This is a genomic window from Thalassoroseus sp., assembly GCF_984380535.1.
Map to the genome: position 1 here is coordinate 42524 of NZ_CFHRBF010000018.1, position 16784 is coordinate 59307.

The following is a 16784-nucleotide window of genomic DNA, read 5'->3' on the forward strand; positions in this document are numbered from 1 at the left end:
ATTGGAGGTAAATTGTGCCAAGCCCCTTCTGTTGCCGCTGCTTATTGAACTCGCACCTGGTCTTTCCCATCGGTTTGATTTTTCCACCAGGATGCCAGTTCCAACTTGGTCGCCATTCAAACGCGGACTTTGTGAGAGCATCCGCTAACTCTATGCATTGATCGTGAAAGTTATCGAGTCCCAACTTATTGCCTTTCCACATGTTCATGCCACTGCACTTTCGGTTCGCTTCACCACGCTTCCAATCCCTTCATAATCTAATCGACGTACAAGAACTCGTTCGATCCGAGTAGCACCTGACACAGACTCGCAAGGGCATGACGAGCAGCGACGGTTTGCATATCAGGCTGTTGGGCGAGGTCTTCGGTTTGCGTTTGGACGAACTCGGTGGCGTCTTTGAGTTCTTGCTCGCTAGGTAGTCGACAGAGGATTCGTTGCCAAGCTGCGCGTATTTGAGCCGGGACATCGGAATCAAACTGCGATTGCAAATCGCCTGCTAGATGATCGGCGCTATCTAATGTGAACTGACCATTCATCAGCATCAGCGATTGCGGGGCAACCGTGGAAGATGCACGGGCGTTGCAGTTTGGTTCCATGCGTGGCCAATCGAATGTATCGAGAATCCCCAATGGACGGGATCGGCGAACTTGCACGTAGACGCTGCGACGAAACTCCTGCCCATGCAGCGGCAACACCGGACCAGGGCGGCCAGCACTTAGGTTCTCGATTCCAAGCACCCATTGCCCTGCTCGGTCGGCCATAATCGGCACTGGTTTTCCACCCACTTCACGGTTGATCTGCCCGCATACGGTCAGAATGGAATCTCGCAATGTTTCCGCATCCAATCGACGCAAACGTGCTCCGCTAAAGAGGCGGTTGTCGGGGTCGGTCTGAAGTGTTTTTACATCGGTGGCAAGTGCTTGCCGATAGGTTTGCGATGTCATGATCATCCGGTGCAACGTTTTGACGCTCCAATCACGATCGATAAACTCGGTCGCCAACCAGTCGAGTAACTCCGGATGCGAGGGCCGATCGCCCAGTTGACCGAAATCGCTGGGGGTATCCACAATGCCGCGACCGAGATGGTGTCGCCAAACGCGGTTGACGAATACCCGTGTCAGCAGCGGATGTTGACCGCTCGTCAAATAGTTCGCGTAGGCCAATCGTCTGCCCGTGGTGGGAATCTTTTCCGCGTTCACGGGGAACGTCGGTAACTCCTCACCATTGGCTAAGATTGTGAGACCCGCAGGTTCGATCGCCTCTTTCGGTTGGTCGGGATCGCCACGATGGAAAAGATGAGTCGTCGGCACTTCACCGGGGTTCTCGGTAAGGACGCGGAGAAACTCTTCTTTCGGTTTCCGATCACGAATGGCTTTCGCATCGTCTAACAGCTTCTTCAGTTCGTCGGCTGCCTTCCGGTCATAGAGATACAACGAACCGGCGGAAACGTTCACGCTGGGATATTTCGCCAGAAGCTCTTTTTGTTCGGCCGTGCGTTTTTTGACGGGCGTGTTCCGAGCAGTTTCGACGGCCTCGCGTTCCGCTTCTGGCAGCTTTGCCAATTCGCGACGGAAAACCGCTTCGATCAATTCGGTTTGCCGTTCCGTGCGTTTCGCGAGCACTGCCTTGGCTTCGGCTTCCAGCTTGGCGGCCTGTTCACGATCGGCTTTTGTGTAGAGAGAAATCAAGCGGTTGGCCGGTCTTCGCCACTTCTTAGGATTGAGTCCCGGTTCGATGATCGCCCGTAGACGGTAGTAATCAGCTTGGGGAATCGGATCGTAGCGGTGTTCGTGACATTGTGCACACTGCACCGTGAGACCGAGTAAGGAACTCGCCATAATCTCGACGGTGTTCGCCACCACTTCGTTCCGTGTCACAACGGGTTCCGCGGTAGACGCAGCGGTGCCATCCGGGGCCAAACGAAGAAATCCGGTGGCGGTCAGTTTTTCAATTTCGTCGGACGTCAGTTCGCTGTACGGGGGCTCGACAAGTTCGTCACCGGCAAGTTGTTCCCGGACGAACTGATCGAACGGTTTATCCTGGTTAAATGCATTGATGACATAATCGCGATATTTGTATGCCCACGTGCGGATCGTATCGGTATCGTTCGCACCTTCGGAGTCGGCATATCCAGCGATATCCAGCCAATGTCGTCCCCAACGCTCGCCATAGTGCGGAGAGCTTAAAAGTCGGTCAATCAGTTGTTCCCAGGCATCCTCGCGATTATCGGCAAGGAATTCGGTGACTTCTTCGGGAGTCGGTGGCAAGCCGATGAGATCAAAATACGCGCGTCGAATGAGGACGCGTTTGTTCGCTTCTGGGGCGAAATCTAAACCGTTTTCGTGGAGTTTTCGCGCGATAAAGGAATCGATCGGGTTTGGACTGACGAATCCGTCGACTGTCGGCACTGCTGGTTTCTTCATCGGTTGGAAGGCCCAGAACTGGCGGTCTTCCTCGGTGATCAGCATACCCTGCCCGATTTGTTCCGGTTCCGGCCGGAGAGTTTTCGCACCGGCATCGATCCATTTCGCAATGGTCGCGATTTCCGTTTCCGTCAACGGTTCGCCGGAATCTTCAGGAGGCATTTCATGACTGCGAATCCGGTCGACAAGGTAACTCTCGGCCGCTTTACCCGGAACAATGGCCGGACCTGCATCTCCACCCTGCACGATGAGACGTCGCAAGCGGAGGTCCAAACTGCCTTCCGTTTCGCCTTCGCCGTGACAGTGAAAACATCGCGCTTTGAACAGCGGACGTATGTCCGTTTCGAACGCAATCTCAGGCTGGGCAGCTGAAACGGTCGTCGAAAACGCGGCAAGCCAAGCGATAACGTAAACGAATGCTTTCATAGGGCGGGACATGCATTCTGGAGGGAAGGCGGGCGGAGAACGCATTAAGTATTGTAGATGCGTCGGCCTGAGATGCAACGGGTCGCCAATGGAAACCGTCGATTTATCAGAATTCACGCAGGAGATCGGCGGTCAAACCGCATGACGGTCGTCTCCGTCATTAAGACTCGCAAATATGCCCCGAACTTCGTGGATCAAAAGCCGCGACGTTCACAATTCAACGGCTCACGTTGTGATCTTGATGACGTTGACGTGTCGAAGTCCAAAGCGTGTTTGGGACCCGTCGGTCGAGCTAACTTTCTGAATCAGCAAGACGGACTGCCAGTCGAACGGCTTCGCAGAGGCTAGATTCATCCGCGATGCCTTGCCAGGCGATATCGAAGGCTGTGCCGTGGTCGACCGATGTTCGCACGATGGGCAATCCGAGGGTGACGTTCACACCTTTGTCGAATGCCAATGCTTTAAGAGGGATGAGTCCCTGATCGTGGTACATACAGACGTAGGCATCGGTGACGCGACGTTTGGCGGGCACGAACGCAGTATCCGGCGGGAGTGGGCCTTCGATGATGATTCCCGCATCACGAGCCGCTTGCACCGCTGGCTTGATGATGCGTTCTTCCTCACCGGACCCGAATAAACCACCTTCCCCCGCGTGCGGATTCAAGCCACACACGACCAACCGGGGTTCGCGTTGACGCATGCGTCGCATAGCTGCTGCGGTCAGCTGAATGACTTCCAGAATCCGCTCGGTATTGAGGAGTCGGGGAACTTCCCCATAACCCACATGCACGGTTGCCAAACTGCAGGTGATGTCGTCACTGGTCAACATCATGCAGGCATCGGGGGTGTTCGTCCTTGCTGCGAGAATTTCGGTATGTCCGGGGTATGGCACACCACCGGCATGCAATGCTTCTTTGTGAAGGGGGGCAGTCACGATCCCGGCAATTTCATTATCGAGAGCCGCAGAAATCGCGAAATCGAAATATTGATAAGCTGCGATTCCGCAATCCGCGTTGATCTCTCCGGGGGTCAACCGAGCGACATCCGTTTGATTGATGTTGCAGACGGTTGGTCCAACGATGTTTTGAAATTGCGATTTCCAGTCCGTCGATGGAACGACTTCCGCACGCATCGGCAGATCAAGCTTTCCCGCAACACGTTGTAGGACGGCAAGGTCACCGAAAATGATGGGCACACAGATTTGACGAATATCAGCTCTGCAGAGAAGTTTTAAACAGATCTCCGGCCCGATACCCGCCGGATCACCCAGTGTTATTCCGATCCGAGGTCGACGCATAGTGGTTGTTGATCAGCGGCTTGAATGTCCGGTGCCAGCGATTTGCGAACCCGAGTCTGAGTCGGATTCGGAGTTGTAATTCAGATCGATGTCACTGTCGATGATGTAGTCGTCATCAGAGTCGCTGTCAACAAACGTTTCAGCGTTGATCGAGAGGCTAGAGTCCCATTTACTGATGAACAGAGTTTTGGAATCGTGTTGTGGATCGTCGGAACTTTGATCCAATTCAAACAGTGCCGATCGGGTGGCTTTCGGGAGTCTCACAATGAACTCGCAACCTGGCTCGTGGAATGTGTTGAGTTCCAGGTGTCCTCCATGCGATTCCAGAATCTTGCGACCAATAAACAAACCAATACCGAACCCGTCTTTCCGCGTCGAGAAAAAGCGATGGAAGATGGCATCTGTCAGTTCCGGAGGGACGCCCGGTCCATTGTCGGTGACTGAGAGTTCAACCCACCCGTCGTCGTGGCTTTCGAGAGTTAACTGGATCAGCGGTCTCGCTTCGTGTTTCGATTTCCGCAGGATTTCGACAGCATTCAGGACCAGATTCACAATCACCTGGACGATCAGGTTACCGCTACAGCATACGTAATCGTCCTGGGCATTCAGGTTCAGTTCGAGTTCGACACTATGTTCCTCAGCCTGATGACGAGTGAGTTGATTCGCCATACCAACGAGGTCCCGCATCGACCAACGTTTTCGTTCGGTCTCGCCGGTTTTGGTGTACTTGAGGAATTCGGAAAGAGTCTCCCGGTTGGTTGCACAACATTCTTTCAGGTCTTTAAGAACCTCGGAGACTTTATGGAGTTGAGGAGGGTTGCTCGCCAGAAAATTCTGGGCAGCACCAATGAATTGTTCCGAACTCTGGAACAGTGTCCGTTGCTGATGGAACCACGCGGCCGACATCTCACCAGCGGAGATCAGACGAGAAGCGTGATACAGGCGATCCGTCAGGTTCTCGATTTCTTGATATGCCGATTGCCGATCGATGGCGATCAGGTAGTTCCGGCCCAATGTCCGAACCAAACGGACGTCATCTTCCGCCCATTTGCGAGGTTTTGCTGTCGACACCAACCCGAGATAACCCCACAGGCCCTTTTCGGACATAATCGGCACGGCCAAGAACGCTTTAACGCCGGTCGCCCTGTAAACCGCTTGTTCTTTGGCCCCTTCGGGTGGAATCTCCTCGACATTGTCGATCGCAAAAACCGGTTCTTGCTGGAGTCGTCTCCAAAACCAGGGAAACTCGGACACAACAACGCCGTTAATGGCTTCCGTGGCGACTTTCGAGCCGTCACGTTGACACTCGTAAAGCATTTTCAAGGTCGGCGGGTTGCCTTGAATTCGGACGATATATGAGGCGTCGGCCTTTGCACACTCCCGAACTTCCGCAAGCGCTCGTTCCGTAGCGACGGTGACCTCATCGGGTTCGGCTGCGAGAAGTCGTGTGGCGATTCCGTGCAGTGTTCGTTCGACATTTCGTCTTACCTCAAGCTCGAATTGAGCCTGAATCAGTTTCATGCAATGGTCTCGACGTGCCTTCAGCACCATCACCGAAACAGCAACAGAACCGAAAAGGACATACAACTGGTTCCCTGAGAGTGAATTGGGAGCGTAAACCCAAAATGCCCAGGTTACCACTGCCAAGAGACACGCAATCGCACCCAGCATCCAAGGCAGTGACAGGTAAAACAAACCCATCCCGATAATAATGATGGCGGTGTTCGTTACCTGTTGCGGGATCGGTGAGGCAACCACATGCACTGTGTGATTCACTAGAATGAACGCAAAGATGACGGAAGCCAACGGGTAGGTCCACGATACAGGCGGGTCATACTTTCGCAGAGTGCGGTAAAGCATCGCCATCGCCGCAATCGTGATGACGGCACAAACGGTCAGGGCCTCCGCCGACACCTGGGGTAGCAACAGCCAGTAGAGTACGACAAAACAGGCGTAAAGCCCCGCAACTACAGTCGCCGCAGTAGGAAGACTCTTCATGACAAGCGTATCAAGCGCGGCATTCGCCTGTCTTACGTCTGTCTCGTCCGAATGAAACTCTGAGGACATAACGACTTACACCCATTTTTAGGCCCGAGAATGAACAGAGTTCCAGGCGACTCGAGTCAGTAAGGTAGTCAGATTGCGGAACTGTTCACAGTCAAATACCCGTCTCGATGCGTATTCTCACTGATATTTGTCGCAAATACCGAATTTTTTCCAAAGTTTTCCACTCTTACTCGCAGCGTGTATAAGTACTCGTACTGGAATTATCTGAAATATTGGTCCGGAATCGGACAAAAGCCGTTGAAAAGTGATTTGGGGGTTTTTGTTCACTGTTTCTTTCGCTGCACTACTGTGGCAACACCTAGAACCGTTCGTTCGTTTCGCTGGAAAATGTAAACGTCAGGGATTTACCTGAAACGCGAATTGACGCTTGTCGATGGTGTAAGCGTATGGCAAACTCCAATCAGGCGATTCCTACTTTGCGTATCTTCGCGCCCAAGATGAACTTGATCCCAAAGGACCGCAAACCGATGTGTCTTCGAACCGTATTTGCTTTGATTGTCATGGTTTGGAGCTGCGTCGGCTTGAGCGACACGGTTTCTGCCCAAGGGTTAGTCTGGAAACTTCCAGAGCCTGGGACTTGGGTCCGTTATGAGGGTGACTACACGCAAACCGAACGTAGACCTCAAGATCCGAACAACGAGGACCTGGTCATCGGTCCTTGGCGACGACACCTGACGATCAAAGCCCTTGAACGTGTTCAACAGCCGGGTGCCGATGGTGGCAGCCCGGTTGACGCTCAATGGTTGGAGTTCGTTGTGGAGACGGGACTCGAAAAAGACGGAATGCTCGCAGGTGGGCCTGGAAGTCGTCGGATCTATAAGGTGTTGTTGGCCGTCGAAGAGTTGCAGTCCCGAATCGGCCCGCCAAAGGAAAAGACTGTGGTCGACAATGAAGACATTCCGGTCACATTTCTACCGCTGATTAAAGGGTACCGAAAGTTTGGTGACGGGCCCGTTGCAGCGATTGCCTCCCCGGTCTTCAATGTGCATCCGGCAATTACTCTGCTGGCTGCATACCGAGAACTCGAAGAAGTGGCAGCCGATGAGGACCCGGATGTAACGTTGGCAGGTATCACCTCGGCGACCCACTTTCGGGGTTCGGTTGTGATTGAGAGCAAAATTCTGCGGAATACCAATACGGCTGACATGTGGTACACACCGGACGCACCGTTCGGGTTGGTGCGGTGGTCTGTTATGGCTCAACAGGAAACCAAGGAATCGTTTGCCACACGTGACCAGTTCGAGACCGCTTCGACATACCAAGTCGAAATGAAAGCCGTCGAAGCTGGAAACAACGCCACGAGCTTGCTGACCGAGAATTAATGGATGCGGTCGTTCGCGGCGGGGATCTGCATCGCGAAATTTGACAAGTGGGCCCTGTGAACTACGTTTGCAACGCGGGTTCCCTTTCGTTGTCACGCGATGAGTTTCATCCCATGCCGGCCAATTCACCGAAACTTTCTCCGTCAGAACTTCTGGCGGAGTTGAAAAGTCCGCGAAGTCGAGGCAAAGGTCGCGGTCGCAAGCGTTCGCAAGTCAACCGAGCGAACAAACCGGAGGAGACCACATCTTCGGATTCCGACCAGACAATTCCTCTGGTAGCCGATGAATCCGACCACTCCGGTGAGAACCGCCCGCCGGACGCGAGTGACTCGGTCGACGATCTCTTAGATGCCATTGTCGCAGATGGTTCCGGCGATGAAGTCGAGGAAACCGCTTCACAGGTTGACGACAACGACTTGCCACTCGTCGATGACGGACCGACCGATTCCGATGATCCCTTCGACAGTCTGGGAATCGATTTCGATGATCTGAATGCCGACGATTCAACTCCCGAGTCAGCTGCGGACTCTGGGGAAACCAATACCGAAGCCGAACCGACTGAAGAATCGGCGGAACCGGTGGCGAAAGAACCGCAACCGTTGCATAAGAATCAGCGGATTGCGGACGTGCTGAAACGCTTGGGGCCGTTACCTAAAGACGTCGACCGTCGCGATGGTGTGCTCGGCGAAACCCCGACCGACCACGTTGTTTCTTCGAACCCCGATGTCTCCAAACCTCAACGCCCTCTGACTGCACTGTTCGAGCGAGTCAACTCGTTACTGGGTGGGACGAAAGACGATAAAACATTTCGACCGCCGACACCGGAAACGCTTGCCCAAACTGGTCTGGATATTGAGGACATCGAGAAACTCGCCTTGAAGTTCCTGTTGGCAAAGGGAGCTGCAACCGGGCGGGAGATTTGTACGCGGGTCTGTTTGCCGTTTCAGATTGTCGATCCCATCTTGAAGCAACTGAAGCATGACCAGCTACTCGCGTTTCGCGGGGCGGCAGAAATGGGAGACTACGAGTTCGTGATCACCGATCGCGGACGCGAACGCGCGCGAACCTATCTGACCGAGAGCAACTACTCAGGTGCGGCACCGGTACCGTTGGGCGATTATCTCAAAGCAATGGCGGCCCAAAGTATTGCCCATCAGGAAGCCACGGAAAAAGACCTCGAAGACGCGTTTTCCGATCTCATCATCAATAAAACAATGTTGCGACGGTTGGGGCCGGCGATTAACTCGGGTCGGGGGATGTTCCTCTTCGGCGAACCGGGCAACGGGAAAACGAGTATCGCGGAACGTATTACGAAGTGCTTCGGCACATCGATTTGGATTCCTCGGGCATTAGGGATCGATGGCGACATCATTCGCGTGTTCGACCCGGGGATGCACGAAGTCATCACGGAACCGCGGGACGACGGGTTGTTCGATTTGTCGGGTGTCGATCCGCGTTGGGTGCAGATCGTGCGACCGACCGTCATCGCTGGTGGCGAATTGACGATGGCCATGCTTGAGGTCTGTCAAAACCCGGCCACGAAGATTTGCGAAGCACCCCTACAGCTCAAAAGTAACTGCGGCACCCTCGTAATTGACGACTTCGGTCGTCAGACAATGCCGGTCGATGAGTTGCTCAACCGTTGGATCGTGCCGCTCGAAAAACGGTACGACTTTCTAAATTTGCCGAGCGGGAAGAAGGTGCAGGTCCCGTTCGATCAACTCATCATTTTCTCGACCAACCTGGAACCTAAAGACTTGGTCGACGGAGCGTTTCTGCGACGGATTCCGTACAAGATCGAAGTGCCGGACCCCAGCAAAGACGAGTTCATGGCATTGTTCAAACTGATGTCACCGATCATGGGCTTCGAATTCAAGCCGGATGCGGTCGACTACCTCATCGAAACCCACTATCTCCCGATGGATCGCCCTTTCCGGGCCTGCCAACCACGCGACTTACTCTTACAAGTTCGCAACTATTGCGTCTATCATAAGACGTCAAAGGTCCTCACGAATGAGGCATTCGATTTCGCTGTCGAGAACTATTTCTCTGTGATGTGAGAAGTCGGATTTAGGGGTTGGAACTCAGGGATTGGGGCAGAGTGATGTAAAACTTTGGTTTTCTGCCCGAACCTCTAAATCCTAATCCCTAACCCCTCACCGAAGGTGTCCCCTTGGAGCCGCGTCCGTTTCGATTGCTGAGAAACCTCAGCCGTAGCCGTCAGATCGCCACCGTATTGTTGCATCACGGTTTTGGTGATTTCCTCGAACGGTTGCGTTTGGGACGGTACGTCCAGTTCACGAAGCGAATTGTGTTTTGGTGGCGTAGTGGGGAATCCGCACCGCCTCGCACCCGTGGCGAACGTGTTCGACTTTCGTTGGAAGCGCTGGGGGCGACCTTTATCAAGTTTGGTCAGGTGATCAGCACACGACCGGATTTGCTGCCGCCGGACATCATTCGGGAGTTATGCAAACTTCAAGAGAATGTGCCGCCCTTTCCGTCTGAGTTGGCTCGCCAAGTGATTTGGAGTGAACTCGGTGCCCCCGTCGAGGAACTCTTTGCCAGTTTCGACCCGGAACCACTTGCAGCCGGTTCCTTGGCTCAAGTGCACCGAGCTGTACACCATGACGGCACACAAGTCGCCGTCAAGATTCGTCGTCCGAATGTCCCACACGAGGTGGAACGCGATCTCAGTTTGATGGGGGAAATCGCGGCCCTCATTGAACGGAACATTCCTGAGTCGGCCACGTTCGATCCGGTCGGTTTGGTCAATCAATTTGCCCGCACCATCCGACGAGAGATGAATTTCCTTCGTGAAGGCCGTTCGATTGAGGAATTCCGCCGCCTGTTCCGCAATGACGCGACCCTCGTGGTGCCCCGGGTGTTCGAGGATTTGACCAGCGACGGCGTACTGACGATGGAATACGTCGAAGGGTTTCGCATCGATGAGCAAGCCAAGATCGCAGAGACCGGAATCCCGATTCGGTACGTGGCCGCCAATGGTGCCCGAATCTTCATGAAGCAGGCATTCGAGTTGGGAGTCTTTCACGGCGACCCACACCCCGGCAACATCCGGATTTTGGCGGACGGCACGGTGTGTTTGCTCGATTACGGCATGGTCGGCCGGCTCGAGGATGAACTGCGTGAACAGGTCGTCGACTTGTTCCTCGCGGTGACTCAACATGATGTCGTGAAGGCAGTTGAGTTGATTCAACAGATCGGGCAGCCATGGCGACCCCTTGATGATGCCCTACTGCGGATCGATCTGCGGGACTTCATCGAAAACTACTACGGCATGCCTCTGGAACGCGTGAACATCGGACGAATGCTCTCCGACTTCGTCACGATTCTTTCCTTCCACGCGATTCGAATTCCTGCGGACTTGATGCTGCTCATTCGCTGCTTGGTGACGCTGGAAGGTGTCGGCAGAGAGTTGGACCCTGAGTTCAACCTTGCCGAGCATTTGGCGCCGTATGTAGCGAAAGTCGTCCGAGATCGGTTCAATCCCGCGCGAGTCGCCGGGCGATTGTTTTCGGAAACGAGAACTCTGTTGGCATTGCTTCACGATGCCCCAATGAACATCGCCCAGACTCTGGAAAAAATCAGTGAAGGCGAACTGACTGTCCATTTGGAACATCACGGCCTCGATTATGCGGTGAAAGACATCGACCGCAGCGGCAACCGACTGGTCATAGGTATGGTGCTTTCCGCACTCATCGTGGCCTCGGCACTTGTTCTGGCCGGCGGAACTCGCATCGATGTGTGGATTAGTGCACCGATATTCATCGTCTCAAGTCTTCTCGGAATCTGGCTGATCTACGGCATTTTCCGAAGTGGTCGTCTGTAGACCGCGAGCGATTTAAGCGTGCCAATCGGAAAGCTTGGGCTTAAAACCGGGTAATGGTACGAGATCTGCACTCACTTTTGCCATTTCCCGTGTTTCCCGACATACGCCACAAAAACCTGGACGAGTTGGGTTTTCTGCCGGATTTTTAGTCACTTCCTGCTCGATTGTTGGGCGATGTAGTCCTGGAAATCGGCAATAAAATCCGAGACTGGCCGCATAAATTTCGATACTTCGTTATCAACTGTCCCCTGTCTAGAAAACGCGCGTGCCCTTGTGAATTTTTGGGCAAGTGGTCGTGCAGACAGTTGATGTTATCGAGATGTGTCTATATAAAATTCGTCATTCGTGAACTCATTTCGAGTAATTCTACTTCTATTATCTAGAGAGGCGTCTTGTGGACCGAAAACAGAGATCTTTTCGTGGGTTTACCCTGATTGAACTTCTGGTCGTCATTGCAATCATCGCGATTTTGATTGCATTGTTACTGCCAGCAGTCCAGCAAGCCCGTGCCGCCGCCCGTCGAACGCAATGTAAGAACAACCTCAAAAACATCGGGTTGGCATTGCACAACTACCATGACACATTCCTGAAGTTTCCTTACGGGTATTTCGACTCTGGTACATACCACCGACGCGACACCTGGATGCAACAAACCCTGCCCTTCATCGAGCAGAACAACCTCTTCGAACAGTACCAAGCATGGAACGGTCAGTGGGTAATGGATACCCCACCCGAGCTGAAAGATGCTGTGATCGACATTCTGATGTGCCCTTCAGATCCAATGTCTCCCGGATTCGGTGGTGGCGGTGGTCGTCGTTCCAATGGCGATGGTTTCCAAGGCAACTATGTTGTGTGTGCCGGCAATACGTTGATGACCCGCAACAGCCAATCCCTCAACGGCATGTTCTGCAACAATTCCCGGACGGACATGGCAACCGTCATCGACGGAACGTCGAACACCATTATGGTGAGCGAATCCATTATCCGCGGCAAAAGTCCGAGTGGTCCGAGCGGCGTTAGCTGGGGCGGTGCTGGCGGTTACTGGGGTGGTGGTCCACACGGTTCTTATGGGTTCACGACACTCGAAAGCCCGAACACGACAATTGCTGACCAAATCTACGACTGTAAAGACGACAACTTCCTCCGTGCTCCCTGTACCCCAATTGGTGGCGGAAGCGATCTGCGGAACTTTGCACGAAGCTATCACTCCGGCGGGGTTCAAGGCACGATGGCTGACGGGTCCGTTCGATTCTTCTCGGACAACGTCGATCTCGTCGTTTGGCGAGCGATCGGCAGCACCGGTCAAGGCGAAGTGGTCGAACTGCCGTAAGCGATTTTATTGAATCGCTGGCAATGATGCTTTTCGAGCGTAGCAAGTCTTGATCTTGGGGAAGCGTAAGTCGTTGGTATTTACGCATCCATTCTCCGATCAAGACGGCGATGCTACGAATGACTTAACGATCCCCAGTATGGGACAGGCTGATTGTACTGTCCCTGGATGACCCAACTTTGAGGAGTGAGACGCTTGATGATCGACAACCGGGTGCGATGTTTCCTGGCACCAATGATTTGTGCGGTAATGTTTCTAGGCTGCGGCGAAAACAATGATGGGCCAGAGACGTTTCCCGTATCTGGCACCGTAACTTACAACGGGGAACCTATGGCCGCCGGTGACGTGGTTTTCCGTCCGGCTGATGGTCAAGGTCAGAGCTGGGCCGGCAAAATCGAGAATGGAAAATTCTCGCTTGATTCGACCGCTGGCGAAAAAAAAATCGAAATCACCGCGTTCAAAGAAGCACCTACACCGAGTCAATTTGCCGATTCCGGTGAGGGAGCATCTCAGGTTCAGTATGTTCCGGCCGAATACAATACGGATTCGACACTCAAAGAAACCGTCAGTGATTCCGGCGCGAACGAGTTCACCTTCGAACTCAAAGGTGAGTGATTGACGCCCCCGCGTCTTCGCAATCGAATAACAACGAACGTCGTCAGCTTCCCCGCGAAGTTGACGACGTTTTGATTTTTGGTGACCCGGAGACACGCTCGACTGATTCTCGATTCGGTTCTCAGCTGGTCTCTGAACTCTCGTCTTTTGCGAGGGGGAGTTTCATTGTGAATTCGCTGCCCTTGCCAGGGCCGGCGCTCGTCGCGGAAACCGTACCGTCGTGCATTTCGACGAGATTGCGAACCAAGGTCAATCCGATTCCCATCCCCCCTTGCTGTTGACTTTCGCGTCCGTCAATCTGCTGGAACAATTCGAAGATCTGCCCTAGTTGATCCGCAGGAATGCCGACGCCAGTGTCGCTGATACAGAGTACGGCTTCGTGATCCACCCGCTGTAAGTTGACTCGAATCTCGCCGCCGCTCGGGGTGTATTTGCAAGCATTGCCTAACAAGTTGCAAACGATCTGCACGCACCTGGCATGGTCGGCGTTGACGATTACCGGTTCCTCGGGAAACTGGACTTGCAGTTGGTGTCCCGACTCTTGACAACGGGAACGAACGACCTCCAATGCTTCCTCGACGACTGATTGGAGTCGGATCGGCTCCTTGCAGATTCTCAGTTTGCCTTGCCCGATTCGAGACGCATCCATCAAGTCAGAGACTAAGTGTGTCATCTGTTGTACTTGACGGTCCATGATCGAGTGGATCGACTGGATTTGACTGTCACCTGCCGGCTCACTCATCAGCAACTCGACGCCATGACTAAGTGCCGATAACGGGTTTCGCAGTTCGTGAGCGAGCATTGCAAGAAATTGCGTTTTCTTTCGGTCTTCCTCAGCAAGCCGATGGGCTACGGCTTGATACTTCCGAGTGGCCGCTTCTGCCAGTTCATTGGCCTTCGTTTTCTTGGCGATCGTAATCAGCAGGTCAATTTCCGTCATCACAGACGCCGCCAAGCCGGAAAGAATGTTGATTTCTTTGGGCGTCCAAGGTCGGGGTTCGGAGTCGATCACGCAAAACGAACCCAAAACGAATCCATCCGATGTCACGAGAGGAATGCCGGCGTAGGCGATCACGTTCAAGTCGCGAATCGCCAAGTTCTCGCCGACCAACGGATGACAACGGGCGTCCTCGATAATTAATGGCTGGCCGGAACGCACAGCATGCTGGCAAAAGGAATGGGAAAGTGGCGTTTGCCGAGTTTGTGACCAGGGGGTCGGCAGACCGACGCAGCTCTTGAAGAACTGTCGTTTGTCGTCCACAAGTGAAACCAATGCCACGGGGGCTTCAATCAGCAATGCGGCCAGCCGAGTCAACCGATCGAACGCCTCTTCCGCAGGCGTGTCGAGAAGTGCAAGTTGTTGCAGTTTCTCCAGACGCGCAGGATCAAACACTTGATCGCTCGTTGACTCACTCATAAGCAGCCATGCCGAAACGGAAGTTAGACGAAAGCAGATTATTATTGATCGAACTGTCTGACGGGTGGAGGTTGCAAAACAACGACGCGGCCGCCTCCAAGATGGAAATAGAAGACAGTTGTACGGTGTGGAATTTTGAAGATTTGAAAGTCAACATCGCCCCCTGTGAGAGAGTCACTTGGGGGAGACTGGGATTAATCGCCGGATGTTCAGAGGCGGATGCTAGAGGTTTGAGAGTCTTTCGCAAGCTCTCTTAGCTCTAGCATTGTATCCCGGATATTTGGCTGTCAAGTTGCAACTTCCACGGAAACTGCACCGCCGCGAATCTACTTACGGTTCTTTTTGCGTTTCTTTTTCGCTTCTTTGCGTTTCTTCTTTTTGTCTTCGCGGAGTTTGGTGGTGTCTTGGGGGCCGCGTTTGCTGCGTTGTTTTTCTTTTTTCATCTGGGCGTTCGGGTCCAGCATGCCGCCCTTCGCCAAGTCTTGTACGCGTTTGAATCGCTTCAGTGGGTTCCTCTCTCCGGCCACGGCCGACATCATGCCGGACATGCCTTTGAAGTCCTTGAGCATCTTGTTGACGTCAGCGGGATCGACACCACTACCCATCGCGATCCGGGCACGGCGACTTCGATCGATGGCTTCGGGGTTTTTGCGTTCTTCCGGCGTCATCGAGTTGATGATGCCGTCGATACGTTTGAGGTCTTCTTCGGGGTTCATGTCGTCCATGGCCCCCATCATGTCGCCCATGCCGGGGATCATTTTCATGATCTGCTTCATCGGCCCCATGCGTTTGATTTGGTGCATGGTTTTCTGGAAGGTTTCGAGCGTGAACTTGCCCTTCTCCATTTCCTCCTGGGCTTTGAGCATCTCCTCCTGATCGAGTTTTTCCTGGGCGTCTTCGATCAGCGTGAGGACATCGCCCATGCCGAGGATGCGTTGGGCCATCCGATCAGGGTGGAAGTGTTCAAGCTTGTCGAGTTGCTCGCCGACGCCGATAAACTTGATCGGCACATCCGCGACTTCTTTAATCGACAGTGCTGCCCCACCGCGGGTATCACCATCCAACTTCGTGAGCACGACTCCATCGAGCACCAAGGCGTCGTTGAATGACTTAGCCGAGTTGACCGCGTCTTGCCCGGTCATCGCATCACAGACGAGGAGTGCTTGATCGGGGTTACAGTTGTTGTCGATTTGTTGCAGCTCTTTCATGAGCGCATCGTCGACGTGCAATCGGCCGGCGGTGTCGAGGATCAACACACGAATATTGCCGGCCTTCTTGGCTTCCTTCAGACCGTTGTTGCAGACTTTGACGGGTGTGCTTTTTGACGGTTCTTCCGAATACACCGGCACACCAAGCTGCCCGCCGATGACTTTCAGCTGCTCGATGGCCGCCGGACGTTGCAAGTCCGCCGCGACGAGCATCGGGTTATAACCGCCCTCTTTGAGCAACCGGGCCAGTTTACCACAGGTGGTCGTTTTCCCGGACCCCTGTAACCCGCACATCATGATGACGGTCACACCATCGCGTTTCAGACCGAGTTGGCTGGCGACGGTTTTGGGCTCGATTTCCTCGGCTTCGGGTTCACCGCCCATGAGCCGGGTCAGTTCGTCGTACACGATCTTGACGACATACTGGCTCGGTTTGACGGTTTTCACGCTTTGTGCACCGATGGCCTGCTGCGTGACCCGATCGACAAAATCGTTAGCAACGTCGTAATTGACGTCAGCTTCCAGCAAGGCCTGGCGAACTTGCTTCATGCCCTCTTGGATGTTCGCCTCGGTCAGCCGACCGCGATCCATGAAGGACAACGCCCCGCGAATGCCCTTCGAAATTCCATCAAACATCTCGAACCTCGTGCGTCTGCAGATAATTCACCGTCGTGAATCCTCATCTTAGAGGGACGCCAATTCAGTGACAACAGTCGTCACCCGTCTGAGGAGGCATATGTCCGACCGCTGTAAAGCGTTTAATAGGACTTTTCATCGTTTGCGTACAAAGTCGGTCGTCGATAAGCCGATTTATTTCCATAGCAAATTCACT

10 protein-coding genes are annotated in these 16784 nt (G+C 53.7%); 5 read left to right on the forward strand and 5 right to left on the reverse strand.

Annotated elements, in window-relative coordinates; all coding sequences use genetic code 11:
- Positions 1-257: 257 nt before the first annotated feature.
- The 3 genes from AC5DDB_RS22890 to AC5DDB_RS22900 all read right to left on the reverse strand — a co-directional run bounded on the left by AC5DDB_RS22890 (position 258) and on the right by AC5DDB_RS22900 (position 6144).
- Positions 258-2861 carry a DUF1553 domain-containing protein gene (locus AC5DDB_RS22890; RefSeq protein ID WP_491742079.1) on the reverse strand — a complete coding sequence of 868 codons (2604 nt, stop codon included), beginning with the start codon at positions 2859-2861 and terminating at the stop codon, positions 258-260.
- 280 nt (positions 2862-3141) lie between these two features.
- On the reverse strand, positions 3142-4146 hold the full coding sequence (gene pdxA, locus AC5DDB_RS22895) for a 4-hydroxythreonine-4-phosphate dehydrogenase PdxA (RefSeq protein ID WP_491742080.1): 1005 nt from the start codon (positions 4144-4146) through the stop codon (positions 3142-3144).
- A gap of 12 nt (positions 4147-4158) precedes the next feature.
- Positions 4159-6144, reverse strand: a complete 1986-nt coding sequence (locus AC5DDB_RS22900; RefSeq protein WP_491742081.1) for a GAF domain-containing sensor histidine kinase — start codon at positions 6142-6144, stop codon at positions 4159-4161.
- Positions 6145-6680: 536 nt separating this feature from the next.
- Between AC5DDB_RS22900 and AC5DDB_RS22905 the strand changes: the two genes are divergently transcribed.
- The 5 genes from AC5DDB_RS22905 (at position 6681) to AC5DDB_RS22925 (ending at position 13327) form a co-directional block, all read left to right on the forward strand.
- Positions 6681-7535, forward strand: coding sequence for a hypothetical protein (locus AC5DDB_RS22905; protein ID WP_491742082.1), 855 nt, complete (start codon positions 6681-6683; stop codon positions 7533-7535).
- A gap of 113 nt (positions 7536-7648) precedes the next feature.
- A complete protein-coding gene (locus tag AC5DDB_RS22910; RefSeq protein ID WP_491742083.1) occupies positions 7649-9595 on the forward strand; it encodes a DUF8689 domain-containing protein in 1947 nt (648 codons plus the stop codon).
- Between the two features lie 113 nt (positions 9596-9708).
- Positions 9709-11382, forward strand: a complete 1674-nt coding sequence (locus tag AC5DDB_RS22915) for an ABC1 kinase family protein (protein ID WP_491742084.1) — start codon at positions 9709-9711, stop codon at positions 11380-11382.
- Between the two features lie 394 nt (positions 11383-11776).
- Positions 11777-12712: a DUF1559 domain-containing protein gene (locus tag AC5DDB_RS22920; protein ID WP_491742085.1), complete on the forward strand. Its 936-nt coding sequence runs from the start codon at positions 11777-11779 to the stop codon at positions 12710-12712.
- Between the two features lie 198 nt (positions 12713-12910).
- Entirely contained in the window at positions 12911-13327 is a 417-nt protein-coding gene (locus tag AC5DDB_RS22925; RefSeq protein WP_491742086.1) for a hypothetical protein, read from the forward strand.
- A gap of 121 nt (positions 13328-13448) precedes the next feature.
- Here the strand turns inward: AC5DDB_RS22925 and AC5DDB_RS22930 are convergent, their stop codons facing one another.
- Positions 13449-14720, reverse strand: a complete 1272-nt coding sequence (locus AC5DDB_RS22930) for a GAF domain-containing sensor histidine kinase (protein ID WP_491742087.1) — start codon at positions 14718-14720, stop codon at positions 13449-13451.
- 350 nt (positions 14721-15070) lie between these two features.
- Positions 15071-16588 carry a signal recognition particle protein gene (gene ffh, locus AC5DDB_RS22935; protein ID WP_491742088.1) on the reverse strand — a complete coding sequence of 506 codons (1518 nt, stop codon included), beginning with the start codon at positions 16586-16588 and terminating at the stop codon, positions 15071-15073.
- Positions 16589-16784: the final 196 nt, after the last annotated feature.